The sequence below is a fragment of the Nonomuraea sp. 10N515B genome (assembly GCF_052245915.1).
In the GTDB taxonomy this organism is placed as follows: Bacteria; Actinomycetota; Actinomycetes; order Streptosporangiales; family Streptosporangiaceae; genus Nonomuraea.
Genome location: NZ_JBQQBQ010000020.1, coordinates 33,601 through 51,087 on the forward strand (window position 1 = coordinate 33,601; position 17,487 = coordinate 51,087).

The window sequence follows — 17,487 nt, forward strand, 5'->3', positions numbered from 1 at the left end:
CGTGTTTCCCGACGCGGCGCAGTTCACCGGATCGATCCGCGCCGCGTCCAAGCTGTCGCACACCGGGCCGGTAACCGGTCAACTGGTGATGGTCACGTCGCGCAGCAGGAAGTAGCCGACGGAGTCGGCCTGCAGGTAGAGGTGGAACTTGTCGGCCTTGGACTTGGCCGTGTTGTCCGCGGTGACGATCGTGGCGACCACATACTTCTTGGCCACGTTCGTCCGGATCCTCCCGTATGCGTACGTGGTGTGGGTCATGTCCCGGCGGATGTTCACCGCGTTCGAGGTGAGCTTCGCCAGCCGGTTGGCGGTGGCCTTGGCGGCCTTGTCGCTGGGGAACGCCATGATGACCTGCACCGCCTTGAGGTGCCCACGGTACGCCGAGTAGGCGATCTGGACGGCGCGCTCGCACTTGTTCCTGGCCAGCACACCTTCGCCGTCCACCGGATCGCAGGTGTCGTACGTCCAGCCCTCAACCTTGTTGGCGCCGAACTTGATGCCGGTCAGGTCGAACTTCCAGTCGTCGAACTCGGTGTGGGCGATCGGCGATCCCGGCTGGGCCTTCGTCGAGGTGGCCGGGCTGCCCGTGGGCTCGGCGGCCGGCTCGGTGGGCTCGTCCGACGGCTCCTTCGACGGGGAGTCGGACTGCCAAGGTGCCGTCGTGGGGGCCGCCGTGCTCGGCAGGGCGACGGAGGGCTTGGAGCCGGAGGAGTTGAGGTAGGAGACCGCGCCGACCGTGCCGCCGGCCAGGAGGAGGAGGCCCAAGCCGATGGACAACCCGATGATCAGCGTGCTGTTGCGCTTGGGCGGCAGACCGTAGTCGTACTGGTCCTGGAGCATGCCGTAAGGGTCGCCGTGGCCGTATTGGTGCTGCGAGCCGTACTGGTTCTGCAGGACGTACGAGCTCTGGGCACCGCCGTAGAGGCCGAAGCCGGCCGGCGGGCCCCCTTGCCGCGGCTGGGGGCCATGTCCCGGCTGGCCGTACCCGGGCCGGAGGTGCTCCTGCGGTGCTCCCTGTGCCTGCGGACCCCACGGATCTTCCGGGGGAGGTTGTGGAGGGTATGCCATTGCCCCATTGTGTGGTGTTCCATCACCCCTGCTCCGGCCCCACCGCCATCCGGCATAGGAGTGAACCGGGCCTCCGCGCCCGTACGTACTAGACCAAGGCCTTCACCCTCCACGTGCTCTCTGTGCTGCGGGAACAGGCCGTCAGCGGCGCCGCGGCTCCCAGGACTCGAGCCGCGCGCGGATCTCCTCGCGGACGGTACGGGACAGCGCGTCGTGGCGGGCCTGGTCCATCAACGCGTCGAGGTGGACCCGCGCCCCCGACTCCGCCGACCGCACCGCCGCCTCGACCATGGCGAGGCTCATGATGTTGCGGGCGATCGCCCCCGACGGCTCCACGCCCGTGCGCAGCGCCCCCACGAACTCCTCCAGCGCGCCGCCGATCTGCTCGTTGGCGCCCCGCGGCACGTCCGCCGCGCCGCTCACGCTGGAGGTGACGCGGTCCTCGCCGTCCCAGGTCGCGGCGCCCCCGGAGCCGGCCGCCCGCCACTGGCCGTTCCAGGACGTCTCCAGCCCGTCGGCGCACCAGGCGCCGGTGTACACGTAACGGGTGCCGTCGTCGAAGAGGAACGTCGCCGTCGCCGCGGCGTCGCCCCGATACCAGCTCCAGGCGGGGTTCCAGCTCTCGCAACTGACCGAGACCGGCTCCGCGTCGAGCAGGTAGCGGGCGGCGTCGAAGGCGTGGATGGCCATGTCCACCAGCAGCGGTTGCTCCATCTCGTCGCGGAAGCCGCCGAAGCGCGGACCGCGGAAGAAGTCGGTGGTGAGCAGGCCGGGGGTGCCGAGCTCGGCAAAGCGGCGCCGGTATTCCGCCAGGGCGGCGTAGTAGCGGCGCGACTGGCTGATCATCAGCAGCCGGCCGGTCGCCTCAGCGGCGGCGACCTGGACGACCGCCTCGGCCAGCGTCGGCGCGGCGGGCTTCTCGCACAGGACCGGGACCCCGGCGAACAGCGCCTCGACGTTCACCTCGCCGTGGGCGGCCGGGACGGTGACGTTCACGACGGCGTCCGGCTCGGTGGCCGCCAGCAGGCCGCCGAGCGAGACGTCCACCTTGGCGTCGGCGCCGACGGCGCGTACGGCCGCCTGCGCCCGATCGACGTCGAGGTCGGCCACCCCGACGAGTTCGACGTCGTCCGACGCGGTCAGGGTACGCATCCAGGCCAGGCCCATCGCGCCGGCCCCGACCTGCACCACGCGGAGCGGGCGCGCCGGATCGGCGACGCGGGCGAAAGCGCTCACTCGGCGTTCTCCTTGTTGTGCATCGCACCCTGGTAGCCGTGCCCGTTGAAGAAGTCGCCCATGTCGTAGCGCAGCAGGGTCGGCAGCTCGCGCCGGGACCGGTCGCCGACCGCCCACTCGACGCCGTTGGCGATGACGTGCAGCACGTCCGGATGGTGATACACCGGATAGTCCTGGTCGCCGGGGCTGAAGTAGAAGATCTTGCCGTTGCCGCGCCGGAAGGTGCAGCCGCTGCGGAACACCTCGCCGCCGGTGAAGGAGCTGATGAAGATCAGCTCGTCGGGCTCAGGGATGTCGAACTGCTCGCCGTACATCTCCTGGGCGGGGATCTCGATGGGGTGGGGGATGCCGCGGGCGATGGGGTGGGCCGGGTTCACCGTCCAGACCAGCTCGCGATCATTGGCGCTGCGCCAGCGCAGCGTGCAGGTGGTGCCCATGAGCTTGGTGAAGATCTTCGACCAGTGACCGGAGTGCAGCACGACCAGGCCCATGCCCGACAGAACGTGCCGGTGCACCCGATCGACCACCTCATCGGACACCTCCGCGTGCGCGGCGTGGCCCCACCAGGTGAGGACGTCGGTCCCGGCGAGCACCTCCTCGGTCAGGCCGTGCTCGGGGTCGTCGAGCGTGGCCGTGGCGACGGTCGCCTTCTCCCCCAGCCAGCCCTCGATGCCGCGGCGGATGGCGTTGTGCATGCCGTCCGGATAGATCTTGGCCACACTGGGCTCGGCCTGCTCGTGCCGGTTCTCACCCCACACGGTGACATGAAGAGGTCGCATGATGACGTGTCCTTTCTTCAAGGGATTCACTTGACGGCGCCGCTGACGGCGCCTGCCGCGATGTAGCGCTGGGCGAAGATCAGCAGCAGGGCCGCCGGCACGGAGGCGAGCACCGCGGTCGCCATGACGGCGCTCCAGTCCTGGGTGTTCGCGCTGATGTAGTCGTAGATGCCCAGGGTGATGGGCCGCACCTCGGGGGTGCTGGTCAGGGTCAGGGCGAAGAGGAAGTCGCTCCACGCTGACAGGAAGGTGAACAGGGCGGCGGTCACGATCGCGTTCTTGCTGATCGGTACGACGATCGACAGGAACGCCCGCAGGTTGCCCGCCCCGTCCACCATCGCGGCCTCCACGAGCGCCCCGGGAATGGCGCCCATGAACGCGCGGATGAGCAGCACGGCGAACGGGATGCCCGCGGCGGTGTTGGCGAGGATCAGGCCGAGGACGTTGTTGATCAGGAAGAGCGAGTTGAAGAGGGGGTAGAGCGCGTTGGCGATGACCATGACGGGGATCATCTGCGTGATCAGCAACACCAGCAGGAACACGCTGCTGCCCCGGGTACGGAAGCGCGCCAGACCGTAGGCGGCGGGCGTGGCGATGACCAGGGTCAGCACGACCGTTCCCAGAGCGACGATCAGGCTGGTGACGAAGTTCGGGCCCTGTTCCTCCAGCGCCTGCGCATATCCGGAGAACGTCGCGTTGAGCGGGAGGAATTCGGTGGAGGCGGCGCCGGAATCGGCCTGCAGGCTGCTGTTGAGCATCCAGTAGACCGGGAAGATCATCACGGCGAGGAAGAAGACGCCCAGCACCGTCATGGGCAGCCGGCGGACGGTCGATGACGTGTTCACTCGTGGGCCTCCCGCCGGGAGATGAAGAGGTAGACCATGGCGAAGACGAGCGACACCACGATGAGGACGTTGCTGATGGCGGCGCCTTCCCCGAAGTTGAACTCGACGAACGACTTGTTGTAGGCGTTCGTCGCCAGGGTCTGGGTGGAGTTGGCCGGGCCGCCGCCGGTCAGGCCGAGGATGATGTCGACGACCTTGAGCGTGTAGACGACGCCGAGCACCAGGACGACGCTGACCACGGATCTGATGCTCGGCCAGGTGATGTGCCTGAACGCCTTCCACCCGACCGCGCCGTCCAGCGATCCCGCCTCATACAGCTCGCGCGGAACCGCCTGCAGACCGCTGTAGAGGATCGCGACGTTGAACGGTATCCCGAGCCAGATGTTCACGCCGATGACCCCGATGAGCGCGAGGGTCGGATCGACCAGCCACGGGACCGGATCGACGCCGAACAGGCCGAGAACCTGGTTGAGGACGCCGCTCTCCTGGTCGAGCATCCACTTCCACACCGCGCTGGAGGCGATCAAGGGCAGCAGCCACGGCAGCAGCAACAACGACCGCAGGAAACCGCTCAGCGGGAAGGTGCGCTTGAAGAACAGCGCCAGGGCCAGCCCGATCACGAACTGGAAGGAGATCGACCCGATCGTGAACAGCGCCGTGTTCACCAGGGTCGTGGTGAACAGGCGGCTGGAAAAGGTCGTCACGTAGTTGGCCAGGCCGACCCAGGGCGCCTGGCCGCTGTAGAAGGTCGAGACCCCGTACTCCTGGAAACCCATGACGATGTTCTGGACGATCGGGTATCCGAAGAACATCGCGACGAACAGGATGGCGGGCAGGCAGAACAGCCACTGCGCGTGCCGCCGGAACAGGCGCATCCATGCCGCCTTGCGGCCCAGCCTGCCGAGGGAGTCTCCTGCGGCGGTGATGCTGAGGTTGGCTGACGTCATGAGCCACTCCTTTCGATGAAGACCGAGGAGCCCGCGTGCCTCGGGACGGGCGCCTCGTTGTCGAGTGGCTACTCGCCCTGTGCCTGCCGCAGCGCTTCGGCCGGTGTGGCCAGACCCGTCAGCGCGATCTGCACGGCGTTGTAGATCTTCGTGGCCGCCTTGGGCCAGTCAGGCCCGAGAATCCCGGTGCGCGAGCGCGCGTTCCGCACGGCGCCGACGAACGGCATGACCGTCTGGCTGGACTCCCCGAACTTCTGCGCGACGCCCGGGTCCGCCGGGATGTTCTGCCTGACCTCGGCCGACTGGAGCTGGCTCGCCGATGAGACGAGACATTTCACGAACTGCCCGCTCTTGGCCATCTTGGCCTTGTCGCCGGTCCGCGGCACCGTGAACATCTCACCACCGAGCGGGGCCACCGGGTCCTGCGACGCCACCCGCGTGGGGACCGTGAACGTGCCCCAGTTCACGTCCTTCTGCTCGTTGAGCGTGGGGATCTGCCATGGGCCGTTGACCACCATCGCGGCCTTGCCCACGATGAACTGGTCGATCACGTCGTCCTGGCTCCAGATCACCGAGCTCCTGGACATGGACCCGTCGTTCTGCAGGTCGACGAGGAGCTGCAGCGCCTGCGCGGTCTCCGCAGTCGTGATGTCCTCCTCCGAGCCGCCGTTGCTCCACATGAACGGCAGGAACTGCCACGTCCCCTCGTAGGTGTTGATATTGCTCATCGCGAAGCCGTAACGATCCTGCGTGGTGAGCTTCTTCGCGGTCGCACGAAGCTCGTCCCACGTCTTGGGAGGTGAGGTGATGCCGGCGGCCTGGAACAGGTCCTTGTTGTAGAAGATGACGAGGGTGTTCACGGCGGGGGCGAGGCCGTACAGCTTCCCCTCGTACGTGCCGGCCTTCACGACGGACGGCACCAGGCCCTCTCCGCTCACGCCGTAGTCGGTCAGCGGTGCGAGCGCGCCGGAGGAGGCTATCTGCTGTCCGTCGGGGTTGTCGAGCATCAGCACGTCGGGAAGGGTGCGCGAGGAGCTCTGCTGAAGCACCTTGGGGATCAGCCCCGGCCCTGGGATGTGGTTGATCTCGATGTCGACGCCGAGGCTCTTCGCGCACGCGTGGTAGATCGGATCATGCGCCTCGTCGTAATAGTCCTGGATCGTCAATGTGTTCTTCGCTTGAGCGTCGGCAGCACCCGCTCCGCCGCATCCGGTCAGGGCGGTCAGGGTGAGGGGGAGGAGGGCCGCTGCCGCGACAGTCACTTTGGGCGCCTTACCGCGGCGCTTCCGTGCTGTCTCCATGAGAGAACTACTCCTTCTGCGGAACCGGAATGCATCCGGCGTATCCGTGCATGACCGCCTCCACGACGGTGCACGGCGGGTGGGGGCTTTTCATCGAGTCGGACCACGGAGTCGACGCTGGAAATGGGTCATGTAGGGTCACGGCGACCCGTCCGCCTGCGCTTTCGCGGCACGAGCGGAAGGGGGCCCGCATCGCTCCAGGCTATGGACACCGATCTATCAAACCGCTTAACCGGCTGGTGCTTGTGAAGTATGTTGCGCCGATCGTCAGGCAATGTCAACAAGAAGTTAAGCGGTTTTACGAAGGCCCTTGGGATATAGTCGCAGTGCCTCGCGAGTTTCTCCCATCTCGCGCGCCCTCAGCAGCCGGGAGGCGGCACCCATGGTCACGATGCGCGACGTCGCCCAGCGTGCGAACGTCTCCATCGCCACGGTCTCCTTCGTCATCAACGGCACCAAGCCCGTCGCGCCGGAGACCCGGGCCCGCATTGAAGCGGCCATCGAAGAGCTGGACTACCGGCGAAACGTCGTCGCCCGCGCCCTGGCCAGCTCCCGCACGCGCATCCTCGCGCTGCTGCACCCGGACTTCGAGGCCCGGCCCAACGCGACGGTGATCCAGTTCGTCATGAGCGCCGCGCACGGCGCCCGCGAGCGCGGCTACGACCTCGTGCTGTGGCCGGTGAACGCCGACGAGCAGATGTCGCACCTGCTCGCCGGCGGCCTCGTCGACGGGGCGCTGCTCATGGAGGTGCAGATCCACGACTCCCGCGTCGACCGGCTCATCGCCTCGCGGCTCCCGTTCACGCTGATCGGCCGGACCGACAACGACGACCTGCCGTTCGTCGACATCGATTTCACCACCACGATGGACCAGGCGGTCGAGCATCTCCGCTCGTTCGGCCACGAGCGCATCGCGCTGATCATCCAGCGGACGAAGGCGGCACCGGGAGACGAGCCCGGCCGGATCATGCGGGCTGAGGCCGCCTACCTCGACACGATGGCGGCGCTCGGCCGCCCGCCCGTCGTCCTTCCGGTGGAAGGCACCTCGGCCGGCGGCAGGGAGGCCGCGGGCATCCTGCACGACGACCACCCGGACACGACGGCCGTGATCCTCGTGAACGAGGGCGCCTCGGCGGGACTCGTCAAAGGCACGCGCGCACTCGGCCGCACCGTGCCGGACGATCTTTCCATCATCATGGCGTCGACCACACGCGAGCTCGGCGAGATGATCGAGCCGTCCCTGACGGTCATGGCGGCACCGGCTCCCCAGCTCGGCCGCCTCGCCGCGGACGCGCTGATCGACCAGCTCGAAGGGGTCCAGGACAGCCCGCCGCACATCCTCATCCCCTGCACCCTGGTGCCGGGCCAGTCGGTGGGGCCCGCGCCGCTTCGCCCCTGACGTGCGGCCCCTGGGACGCTTCAAGTTCGTTGAAGGATGACGCCGGAACGCCCGATCAGCATGGCGCCGATCAGCATGCCGATCAACGCGTACGAACGATCCGGCCGATCTCGGCCGCGCCGAGCTTCCACTCGGCGGACCCCTCGGCGAGCGTCGGGACGACCGTGCCATAAACGATCAGGTCGTAGCCGTCGATGACGTGTGGTCTCCTCAAGGGGTGGTCACAGGTCAGCGCCGGGCATGGCTAAGCTCGCGCTGGTCACACGGCATGCGCCCAGCACGAGGGAGGCCGCTTACGCGTCCTTGAGCACGGTTTCGATGAACCGGTGGGCCGGCTTGGCCAGCAGGTCGTGCAGTTCGAAGAAGGTCTCGGCGGCTTTCACGCCATTCCAGTCCGCGGGCAGCACCTCAGCGGGAAGCCCCGGGTCGGAGTACGGCAGCCGGCGCCAGTCCGTGAGGGCGCTGACGTGGTCCGCGAACGCCTGGGCGGGATCCAGGGTCTTGCGATCGCGATAGCTGTCCAGCACAGGGCCGTACTGAGCCAGGAACTCGTCGTACAGACGCTGCAGGCGAGACAGGTCCCACCAGCCCGGGATCTGCTCCCTGATGTCGGTGAACGCCAGATGGTGGGCTTGGAAGAGATTGACGTAAGCACTCAGCCCGTAGCGCTCGAGGGCGTCTCGCGTCTCGTCGAGCAGATGGGCGGGCGCGATCCAGACTCCCGCGGCGACCGTGCCGAAACCGAGCCAGGACAGCCGGGAGCGCAACTGGTGCCGCTTGTCGCGTTCGGTTTCCGGCACGCTGAAGATGGCCAGCAGCCACCCTTCGCTGGAGGTCGCCTGTCGCCGCTCGAAGATGCGCCGGTCACCCTCGCGCAGGATCTGGTAGGCCTCCTCGGTGAGCGCGTATCCGGCCGTCCCGTCGACCTTGGCGGCGGCCAGGAGGCCGCGCCGCTTGAGTCGGAAGATCGCCGAACGGACGGACGGCGCGTCCACACCGCAGCGGGCGAGCAGCTTGATGACCGAGGCGACGCTCATCCAGCCGCCCACTTCGCGCGCGTAGAGGCCGTAGACGGTGACGATCAGAGCACGGGGCTTCTGGCCCTTTCCATTGGCTTCGTCGTCTTCGTTGGCCACCATGGTGCACCTCTTGCGCGCTCACGGACGCACTCCGGCGGATGGCGTGCTCCCTACCCGGCATCAAACGGTCTTCATCGTACCGACTCGCCGCAGCCCGACCGCGTGCACTACCCGCTGCGCGGCGCCGTTCAGCGCTCGGGCCTCCATCGGGCGTGCCGGGTGGTGGACGCGCCCTCGCGGATGAGCTGCAGCCGCGGCTTGGGCCCGTCGGTCCGGCCCGTCTGCGGCTTGCGGCGGCCTGCCCGCCATGGGTCGGGCCACGCCGCGCCGGGCCCGGCGTAGTCCTGCTCGACGGCCGCGTGCAGCGTCCAGCTGGGATCGTACAGGTGGGCCCGGCCCAGGGCGCACAGATCGGCCCGGCCCGCCAGGATGATCGAGTTGACGTCGTCGTAGGAGGAGATCACGCCGACCGCGATGGTCGGGATGCCGACCTCGTTGCGGATCTTGTCGGCGTACGGCGTCTGATAGGACCGGCCGAAGGCCGGCTTCTCCTCCGGCGTGACCTGCCCCGTGGACACGTCGATGGCCGCGGCGCCGGCGTCGGCGAACGCGCGCGCGATCGCCACGGCGTCGTCGGCGCTGATGCCGTCCTCGACCCAGTCGGTGGCCGAGATACGCACGGTCATCGGCTTGTGCCGCGGCCAGACCTGACGCATCGCGCGGAAGACCTCGAGCGGGTAGCGGAGCCGACCGGCGAGGTCGCCGCCGTACTCGTCGGCGCGGCGGTTGCAGACCGGGGAGATGAAGGACGACAGCAGATAGCCGTGCGCACCGTGCAGCTCCAGCAGGTCGAAACCGGCGTCGTCGGCACGCCGCGCCGCGTCGGCGAACTGCTGTTTGATCTCCTCCAGGTCGGCATGGGTGAGCTCGCGGGGCACCTGGTTGACCCCTTCCTTGTACGCAAGCGCGGACGGCGCGACGACCTCCCAGTTGCCCTCGGGCAGCGGCTGGTCGATCCCCTCCCACATGAGGCGAGTGGAGCCCTTGCGCCCGGAATGGCCCACCTGGATGCCGACCTTGGCCGTGCTCTCGCGGTGCACGAAGTCGGTGAGCCGGCGCCACGCGGCCACCTGCTCGTCGTTCCAGATGCCCGTGCAGCCGGGCGTGATGCGACCGGTATCGGAGACACAGACCATCTCGGTCATGACCAGCCCGGCTCCGCCGAGCGCCTTTCCTCCGAGGTGGATCAGGTGGAAGTCGTTCGGCATGCCGTCGACCGCCCGGTACATGTCCATCGGCGACACCACGACCCGGTTGGCGAGTTCCAGCTCGCCGAGCCGGAAGGGGTGGAACATCGGCGGCGTCGCGGGCCCGTCTCCCGGGCGCTGCGGCTGCCGGCCGGCGAACCAGGCGTCGACGCGGGCCACGAACTCGGGGTCGCGCAGCCGCAGATTGTCGTAGGTGACCCGGCGGCTGCGGGTCATGATGTTGAACGCGAACTGCTCGGGCTCCTGGCCGACGTACTGCCCGAGGTTCTCGAACCATTCCAGGCTCGCCTGCGCCGCCCGCTGGGTCGACCGGACGACGGACTTGCGCTCGCTCTCGTACGCGGTGAGCGCCTCATCGAGGGTGGGCCGCTCGTGCAGGCACGCCGCCAGGCTGAGGGCGTCCTCCATGGCGAGTTTCGTTCCCGAGCCGATGGAGAAGTGGGCGGTGTGCGCGGCGTCGCCGAGGAGCACGATGTTCTCGTGCCGCCAGCTGTCGTTCCTGACCGTGGTGAAGTTGATCCACTTGCTGTTGTTGGCTAGCAGGGAGGATCCGCCCAGCTCCTCGGCGAAGATGTCCTTGACCCGCCCGATGGACCTCTCGTCGGACTCGCCGGGAGCGAACGGGCGGGCGGCGAGGGCGTCGAATCCGGCCCGGCGCCAGACGTCCTCGTGCATCTCGACGATGAAGGTGCTGCCGTGGGCGTCGAAGGGGTAGCCGTGCCCCTGCATCACGCCGTACGGCGTTTCGACGACGTAGAACTTGAAGGCGTCGAACACCTTGTCGGTGCCGAGCCACATGTATTTGCAGGCCCGCTGCTCCAGGTCGGGGTGGAAGGAGTCGGCGTGTTTCGAGCGGACGGCCGAGTTGACCCCGTCGGCGGCGACCACCAGGTCGTGGGTCGCGGCGAGCTGGGACACGTCCGGCGCCTCGGCGAGGAAGTGGATCGTGACGCCGAGCTCCCGGCAGCGCTGCTGCATGATCTCCAGCAGCCGCTTGCGGCTCAGCGCCGCGAAGGCGTGGCCGCCGCTGGTGAGCACCTGTCCCCGGTAGTGGACGTCGATGTCGTCCCAGCGGGCGAACTCCGCTTCCATCCGGCGGTAGATGCCGGGATCGGCGTGCTCGATCCCGCCGAGGGTCTCGTCGGAGAACACCACACCGAATCCGAAAGTGTCGTCTGGGGCGTTGCGCTCCCAGACGGTGATCTCGTGTCCCGGTCCCAGTTGCTTGGCCAGCACGGCGAAATAGAGGCCGCCAGGCCCTCCCCCGATGACCGCGATCCGCACGATGTCCTCCTCATGTGACGACGGGCCGAGCGTCAAGTTATCCCGCATTTGGAACGACCGTCAAGAAAACGCAATTTCGGTGACTGGACTGCTCCACGTCGCGCGCCTGCCAGGCACCTCAGCCCTGGGGAACCTTCAGCCTCTCGTCAGGGATCACGGCGGTGCCGAGGATTTCGATCATGGCCTCCGGTTGCCACAGCTCGGTGCACCCGATGCCGGCCATGGCCGGATAGACGGGCCCGGCCAGCTCCCGCCAGACCGTGCCGATCTCCTTGCCGTGCGCCTGGTAGCCGGCGATGTCGGTGAGGTAGATCGTGATGCTGACCAGGTCCTCGGGCTCTCCACCCGCCTCGCGCAGCGTGGCCAGCAGGTTGCCGAACGCCTGCCGGAACTGCTCGACGATGCCCCCGTCCACGATGCGCATGTCCTTGTCCAGCGCGGTCTGCCCGCCCAGGTAGAGCGTGTTCCCCTGCAGCGTGCCATGCGAGTAGCCGCTCGGCGCCGGAAGGGCTGCGGGATTGACGGCGATGGGCTTCACGGCGGTCCTCCTCGACTCGGTGTTCATATTGACATTATCTGACGATCGCGAAGAATACGATATATTCGCGCCGGTTCGCCCCGCACCCCGCGGACCACCGATCGGAAGGGACAGCCACATCCATGAGCCCCACCTCGGAGATCGTGACGGCGGCACTCAGCCTCACCCCGACGGCTCCGGAGCACTTCGACGAGGCCTATGTCGCCAGGTCGCAGGACTGCCCCTGGCCCAAGGCGTACGGGGGCGACCTCGTCGCACAGGCCGCCGCCGCGGTGATGCGTTCGGCCGGCGACGACAGGACGCTGCATTCGCTGCACAGCTACTTCATGCGCCCCGTCGAGGTCGGCGCCGAGATCCGCTACGAGGTCGAACGCCTCAGGGACGGGCGGAGCTACTCCACGCGGCATGTCCGCGGGTATTCCGGCGGCAAGCTCGCGTACCTCGCGATGGCCTCCTTCCACGCCGGGGAGCAAGGGGGCGAGTACGCCGCGACCGCGCCGGAAGGCCTCCCCGATCCCGACCCACTGCCGACCAGCGCCGCCTACCTGGACGCGACAGATCCGGGCACGGAGGCGGGCGGCACCATGACCAAGGAGTCGAAGGACTATTGGTCGTCGGGTCGCGGCTTCGACATGCGGCACGTGCCCGGCCCGGTCTATCTGAAGGTGGACGGCGACCCGGTCCCGCACCAGGCGATCTGGGTCCGGCCCTTCGACCCGCTGCGGCCCGTCGAAGGTCTCACCTCGCGCGCACGCGACCTGGCCGCCCTCGCCTACGTCTGCGACTACACCATCCTGGAGCCGATCCTGCGCGTCCTCGACCTGCCGTGGGCCCGTCCGGGGCTCACCACCGCCAGCCTCGACCACGCCATGTGGTTCCACCGCCCCGCCACGATGGACGACTGGCTGCTCTACGCCCAGGAGGCCGAGGCGGCCCAGAACGGCCGTGGCCTGGGACTCGGCCGCTTCTTCGACCGCGAAGGACGCCACCTCGCCACGGTCGCGCAGGAAGGGGTCATCCGTGCGTCCTGACCACCGCCTCTCCCTCGCCGACCGGCGACCGCCCGCGAGCGGCAAGGCCGCCGTCGAACAGGTGATGCGGGTCGAATGGAGCGACACCGACGCCTCAGGACACCACCACAACACGGCCGTGACCAGGTTCGTGGAGGCGGCCGAGGCCGCACTGATGCGCGAGCGCGGGATCACCGGCTACTTCGGCAACACGCCCCGGGTGCGCTACGAGGTCGACTTCGAACAGCGCCTGTTCTTCGGCCAGCAGGTCACCGTCATGCTGCACGTCGAAGCCGTCGGCACCTCCTCCATGACCTTCCGCTTCGAGGTCTGGGGGGAGGAGTTCGACGGACGCCCCCGGCGGCGGGCCGCGGCAGGGCGCTATGTGGTCGTCCACGCTCCCCGGGGCGAGGACCGGAGCCGTCCTTGGCCTGCCTCCTGGCTCACTTCGTTGTTCATTGACAATTGATGACGACCGTGAAAAATACGAGATAAGCACCTCGCCGACCACAGCAAGGGAGCCGGCCTCATGGAGCCCGACCTCAGCAAGTACCGCCTCGACGGCGACAACTCGATGTACCGGCTGCCCAGCGGTCTCGTCGCCCCGGCGGTGACGCGCGGCGGTCACGAGAACGTCAACACCGCCGACTCAGGCGGCGCCGTCCGGGTCTCCGGCGTCAGCATCCAGCACACCCCCGCCACCCGCCTCTGGTTCGGCAAGGTCAGCAACGAGCCCGGTTACCGCTCGGTGTCCCACCATCACGGCGAGGCCGAGACCGGCGGCTACGTCCTGTCGGGCCGGGCGCGCATCTACTTCGGCGAGAAGTTCGAGGACTACGTCGACATGGAAGAGGGCGACTGGGTCTTCGTACCGCCGTACATGCCGCACGTCGAGTGCAACCTCTCGCGCACCAGGCCGCTGGTGTGGATGACCACCCGGACGCCGGAGAACATCGTGGTCAACCTGCCCGACGTCGCGGACGCCGACCTGCGTGACTGGCTGGACCGGTGAACCCCCGCACCGCCTGACCCGCCGGGTCCACGCTCGGCGGTCCCTCTGGAAGGACTCCCCCGTTGCCTCCTTCGGCCTCAGCACACCTCGACACCTTCGCTCGCGACCACCTGCCCCCCGCCTCCCTGTGGCCGACGATCGAGTTCACCACGCCGGAGCTGCGCTATCCGGCCCGTCTCAACGCCGGCGCCGAGCTCATCGACGTCCCCGTCGCGACGTTCGGGGCCGAACGGCCGGCACTGCGCGCACCGGGTGGGGAGACCTGGTCCTACGGCGAGCTGCGGACCCGCGCCAATCAGGTCGCCCGCGTGCTCAGCGAGGACCTCGGCCTGGTTCCGGGACAGCGGGTCATGCTGCGCTCGCCCAACAACCCGTGGACGGTCGCGGCCTGGCTCGGCGTGCTCAAGGCAGGCGGCGTCGTCGTGACCACGATGGCCGCGTTGCGTGCCCGCGAGATCGCCCCCATCGTGGAGCGGACCAGGCCCTCGATCGCGCTGGTGGACCACCGGTGCGCCGAAGACGTCCACGCCGTTCGCGACACCGTGCTGCCGTCGCTGACGGTCATGGAGTACGGCGGCACGGGTCCGGAGGATCTCATCGCCCGCGCCGCCGCCAAGCCGGGCGACTTCACCGCGGTGGACACCGCCGCCGACGACGTGGCGCTCCTCGGACCGACGTCCGGCACCACCGGCGCGCCGAAGATCACCATGCACTTCCACCGCGACCTCCTGTCCATCGACAACACCTTCGGCCGCCATGTGCTGAAGCTGGCCCCGGACGACGTCGTCGCCTGCTCCGCCCCCCTGGCCTTCACCTTCGGCCTCGGCATGCTCGTCGTCTTCCCGTTGCGGGCGGGCGCCTGCGCCCTGCTGGCCGAGGCGGCCACCCCGCCGCAGCTCGCGGAGATCGTCCAGCGGGAGGGCGTCACCGTTCTCGCGACGGCGCCCACGGCCTACAAGGCGATCCTGCGCGAAGGCAGGGAACAGCGGCTCGCCGGGCTGCGGACCGCGGTCTCGGCAGGTGAGCACATCCCGCGGCAAACGTGGGAGCAGCTAAGAGACCGGCTCGGGCTCAGGGTCATCGACGGCATCGGCGCCACCGAGATGTTGCACATCTTCATCTCGGCCGCCGGTGACGACCTGCGCCCCGGCGCCACGGGGAAACCGGTGCCGGGTTACCGCGCCGCCATCCTCGGCCCCGACGGCTCGGAGCTCGGCCCCGGCGAGCAGGGACTCCTGGCTGTGATCGGCCCGGTCGGCTGCCGCTACCTCGACGACGTGCGCCAGAAGAACTATGTCCTCAACGGCTGGAACGTCACCGGCGACATCTTCTCCAAGGACGAGGCCGGCTACTTCTACTACCAGGCACGCAGCGACAACATGATCGTCTCTTCGGGCTACAACATCGGCGGACCGGAGGTCGAGGCGGCGATCGACACCCACCCCGACGTGATCGAGTCCGCCGTCGTCGGCCGGCCCGACGCCGAGCGCGGCTCTGTGGTCTGCGCCTTCGTCGTGCTCCGCGAGGGCGTGACCGGCGACGCCGCCAAGGCCAAGGAGATCCAGGATCACGTCAAGCAGGTCCTGGCCCCGTTCAAGTACCCGCGCGACGTGCGGTTCTGCGACTCCCTGCCGCGCAACGTGAACGGCAAGCTGCAGCACTTCAGGCTGCGGGACATCGTCAGGAATGAGCAGGCGGCCTCGGTGTGACAGGTGCCCGCCGGCCGGTCAGCCGAACGTGCCGCCCAGGCGGCCCTCCAGCATGAGCAGGAGCTCGGCCAGCAGGTCGGCGAGTTGACGCTCGTGCTCGGCGGGCAGGCCGGACAGCAGGGCAGCTTCGTACTCCAGTTGCTCCGGCAGCAGCCGCATGATGAGGTCCCTGCCCTGCTCGGTGAGCGAGAGGTGGGCCACGCGCCGATCGCGGCCGTCGACGCGCCGGCCAACCAGGCCCACGCCCTCCAGGCGCTTGATCCGCTTGGTCACCGCCGCGCCCGAGGCGAACGTCTCGCGGGCCAGGCGGCCTGGGGTCAGCTCGCCGCCGTCCCTGAGGAGCGCGCAGAGGAGGTCGAACTCCGCGCGGCTCACCCCGGCACGGGTGAGCGGAGCGTCGGTGGCCTGCTGCAGGAGGGCGGCGCAGCGGTTGAGCCGGCCGATGACGGCGATCGGATCGAGGTCGGCGTCGGGAAGGACCTGCCGCCACTGGCGCAGGGCGATCGCCACGGCGTCCTCCATGTGCTCTCCTTTCCTCGCATCACGGCTTACGGTCGCTCGCGCCGGGCGGCCCGCCGGTCGAGCAGGAGCACGCAGGCCAGCAGCCCGGCGGCGGCCCCCACACAGGTGTCCAGCCAGCGGTCGGCCACGAGCACGGGCACCGGCTGCGTGTCGGCGAACTGGGTCATCAGGATGGCCATCGGCGTGACGAACACGCTGCCCAGCCAGTAGTTGCGGGTGATGGCCGCCTCGGTGACGAACTGCAGGGCCAGCACGGTCACGATGAGCGCGAGCGCGCCGAGCCTGGTGACGGGCGCCAGCAGGGTGAACAGGCCGACGCCGACCAGGTTGCCGACCACGCGCTGGAGTGCGCGGCTCCAGGACAGGGTGGTGGTGGCGGCGAACACCGCGGCGGCCGTCACGACGGCCCAGTAGGGCCTGCCCACCCCGAGCGCCATCGAGGCCAGGCCCGCCAGCGCCGTGCCGGCGGTGACCATCACCACCACTCGCCATCGGCGCGCCAGGTCCAGGAGAAAGCTGCCGAAGGCCGAGCCTCGGGCGGGCATCCGCCGCTCGGCGAAAACGCCGGCGAGCTGGTCCTCTTCGATCGCCGCCGGCCGCGGGTCCGCGGCGGACGGCTCGGGCAGCGGCCGGCCCTTGCGCAGCTCGCGGGCGTACGCCATCAGGGCTTCGGCGGACCGGCCCGGCACGGCCGACTCCGCCTGGACCAGCAGCCGCCCGAGCGCTTGGCGATCGGCGGCGCCGGAGCTCAGCAGCGTCTGCCAGGCGGCGTTGACGGCGGCCTCGGCGGCATGGCGGGCGTGGTGCGGGTCCTCAGTGTGATCACGCGCCCGCACCAGGCGGGCCGCCGCCTCCAGGGCCCGCGCCACCGCGATCCGCTCGGGACCGTCGGGCCTGACCAACCCGGGCGCCATCCCGACCACCCAGGCCACGAGCCCGCCCAGCACCGCGAGCCCCACGTGGAAGGGGACCTCGGAGAGGTGCTGCGGTACGAAGGCGGCGCTGGCGGTGACGAACGTGAGCACGACGTTTCCCGGGGGCCCGATCCGGGTGACGTCGCACGCGGCCTTGTGCAGCCCGGCCAGGAGCGCGGCCACCGCCACCCGGATGGCGATCGAGTCGGTGAGCGCGGCCGTGACGAGCGCGGCGGCCGTGCCGGCCACCATGCCGAGCACGGTCCAGGCCAGGGCCCTGGCGCGCGCGGCATACGGCAGGCCGTGGCAGTAAAGGGCGCACATCGCTCCCGCGGACGCGTACAGAACCAGGTCCAGCCGCCCGGCCAGCAGCAACGCGAGCTGCACCACGGCCAGCGCGGCCACACCGCTCATCGCGGGCTTGTGCCAGATGTCACCGAGCGGCCCCAGCCGGAGGGCGGCCCGGACGGGCAGACGGACGCGACGCTGGTCGCACGGTATGGCACTCATCGAGATAAGCTTAGCAGATGTTTTACTCGTGAAATAATCTGCTTCGGCCATGCGGCCGCCGGGACG

17 protein-coding genes are annotated in these 17,487 nt (G+C 69.2%); 5 read left to right on the top strand and 12 right to left on the bottom strand.

The genetic code is table 11. The features are described from left to right. Positions 1 to 78 precede the first annotated feature (78 nt). The 6 genes from ACTWQA_RS28050 to ACTWQA_RS28075 form a co-directional block, all read right to left on the bottom strand. Positions 79 to 1,068, bottom strand: coding sequence for a hypothetical protein (locus ACTWQA_RS28050; RefSeq protein WP_443162057.1), 990 nt, complete (start codon positions 1,066 to 1,068; stop codon positions 79 to 81). A gap of 141 nt (positions 1,069 to 1,209) precedes the next feature. Further along, complete coding sequence (locus ACTWQA_RS28055; protein WP_443162058.1) at positions 1,210 to 2,304, bottom strand: Gfo/Idh/MocA family protein; 1,095 nt, start codon at positions 2,302 to 2,304, stop codon at positions 1,210 to 1,212. Further along, complete coding sequence (locus ACTWQA_RS28060; RefSeq protein ID WP_443162059.1) at positions 2,301 to 3,083, bottom strand: ThuA domain-containing protein; 783 nt, start codon at positions 3,081 to 3,083, stop codon at positions 2,301 to 2,303. The genes ACTWQA_RS28055 and ACTWQA_RS28060 overlap by 4 nt, the downstream gene beginning before the upstream one ends. A 26-nt stretch (positions 3,084 to 3,109) precedes the next feature. Continuing rightward, positions 3,110 to 3,928 carry a carbohydrate ABC transporter permease gene (locus tag ACTWQA_RS28065; protein WP_443162060.1) on the bottom strand — a complete coding sequence of 273 codons (819 nt, stop codon included), beginning with the start codon at positions 3,926 to 3,928 and terminating at the stop codon, positions 3,110 to 3,112. Beyond that, positions 3,925 to 4,875, bottom strand: a complete 951-nt coding sequence (locus ACTWQA_RS28070) for a carbohydrate ABC transporter permease (protein ID WP_443162061.1) — start codon at positions 4,873 to 4,875, stop codon at positions 3,925 to 3,927. Before ACTWQA_RS28070 ends, ACTWQA_RS28065 begins: the two co-directional genes overlap by 4 nt. A gap of 68 nt (positions 4,876 to 4,943) precedes the next feature. Next, entirely contained in the window at positions 4,944 to 6,137 is a 1,194-nt protein-coding gene (locus tag ACTWQA_RS28075; RefSeq protein WP_443162062.1) for a sugar ABC transporter substrate-binding protein, read from the bottom strand. 421 nt (positions 6,138 to 6,558) lie between these two features. Here ACTWQA_RS28075 and ACTWQA_RS28080 point away from each other — a divergent pair, with 421 nt between their 5' ends. After that, positions 6,559 to 7,575 carry a LacI family DNA-binding transcriptional regulator gene (locus tag ACTWQA_RS28080; RefSeq protein ID WP_443162063.1) on the top strand — a complete coding sequence of 339 codons (1,017 nt, stop codon included), beginning with the start codon at positions 6,559 to 6,561 and terminating at the stop codon, positions 7,573 to 7,575. 82 nt (positions 7,576 to 7,657) lie between these two features. Here ACTWQA_RS28080 and ACTWQA_RS28085 read toward each other — a convergent pair whose 3' ends face one another. The 4 genes from ACTWQA_RS28085 to ACTWQA_RS28100 form a co-directional block, all read right to left on the bottom strand. Then, a complete protein-coding gene (locus ACTWQA_RS28085) occupies positions 7,658 to 7,789 on the bottom strand; it encodes a hypothetical protein (protein WP_443162064.1) in 132 nt (43 codons plus the stop codon). 79 nt (positions 7,790 to 7,868) lie between these two features. Further along, on the bottom strand, positions 7,869 to 8,714 hold the full coding sequence (locus ACTWQA_RS28090; RefSeq protein WP_305915356.1) for a PaaX family transcriptional regulator: 846 nt from the start codon (positions 8,712 to 8,714) through the stop codon (positions 7,869 to 7,871). Between the two features lie 128 nt (positions 8,715 to 8,842). After that, a complete protein-coding gene (locus tag ACTWQA_RS28095) occupies positions 8,843 to 11,206 on the bottom strand; it encodes a bifunctional salicylyl-CoA 5-hydroxylase/oxidoreductase (protein ID WP_443162162.1) in 2,364 nt (787 codons plus the stop codon). Positions 11,207 to 11,324: 118 nt separating this feature from the next. Continuing rightward, positions 11,325 to 11,744, bottom strand: coding sequence for a RidA family protein (locus ACTWQA_RS28100; RefSeq protein ID WP_443162065.1), 420 nt, complete (start codon positions 11,742 to 11,744; stop codon positions 11,325 to 11,327). Positions 11,745 to 11,866: 122 nt separating this feature from the next. Here ACTWQA_RS28100 and ACTWQA_RS28105 point away from each other — a divergent pair, with 122 nt between their 5' ends. The 4 genes from ACTWQA_RS28105 (at position 11,867) to ACTWQA_RS28120 (ending at position 15,475) form a co-directional block, all read left to right on the top strand. Continuing rightward, positions 11,867 to 12,775 carry an acyl-CoA thioesterase gene (locus tag ACTWQA_RS28105; protein WP_443162066.1) on the top strand — a complete coding sequence of 303 codons (909 nt, stop codon included), beginning with the start codon at positions 11,867 to 11,869 and terminating at the stop codon, positions 12,773 to 12,775. After that, positions 12,765 to 13,223: an acyl-CoA thioesterase gene (locus ACTWQA_RS28110; protein WP_443162067.1), complete on the top strand. Its 459-nt coding sequence runs from the start codon at positions 12,765 to 12,767 to the stop codon at positions 13,221 to 13,223. The genes ACTWQA_RS28105 and ACTWQA_RS28110 overlap by 11 nt, the downstream gene beginning before the upstream one ends. Positions 13,224 to 13,283: 60 nt before the next feature. Then, positions 13,284 to 13,766: a cupin domain-containing protein gene (locus ACTWQA_RS28115; RefSeq protein WP_443162068.1), complete on the top strand. Its 483-nt coding sequence runs from the start codon at positions 13,284 to 13,286 to the stop codon at positions 13,764 to 13,766. Positions 13,767 to 13,828: 62 nt separating this feature from the next. Then, the gene (locus tag ACTWQA_RS28120; RefSeq protein ID WP_443162069.1) at positions 13,829 to 15,475 is read left to right on the top strand and encodes an AMP-binding protein; all 1,647 of its coding nucleotides are present in this window, start codon (positions 13,829 to 13,831) and stop codon (positions 15,473 to 15,475) included. An 18-nt stretch (positions 15,476 to 15,493) separates the two neighbouring features. On the opposite strand, the gene ACTWQA_RS28125 is transcribed toward ACTWQA_RS28120, so the two are convergent. Together ACTWQA_RS28125 and ACTWQA_RS28130 are read right to left on the bottom strand one after the other, a co-directional pair. Further along, complete coding sequence (locus ACTWQA_RS28125; RefSeq protein ID WP_443162070.1) at positions 15,494 to 15,997, bottom strand: MarR family winged helix-turn-helix transcriptional regulator; 504 nt, start codon at positions 15,995 to 15,997, stop codon at positions 15,494 to 15,496. Between the two features lie 26 nt (positions 15,998 to 16,023). Further along, complete coding sequence (locus tag ACTWQA_RS28130; RefSeq protein ID WP_443162071.1) at positions 16,024 to 17,421, bottom strand: FUSC family protein; 1,398 nt, start codon at positions 17,419 to 17,421, stop codon at positions 16,024 to 16,026. Positions 17,422 to 17,487 lie beyond the last annotated feature (66 nt).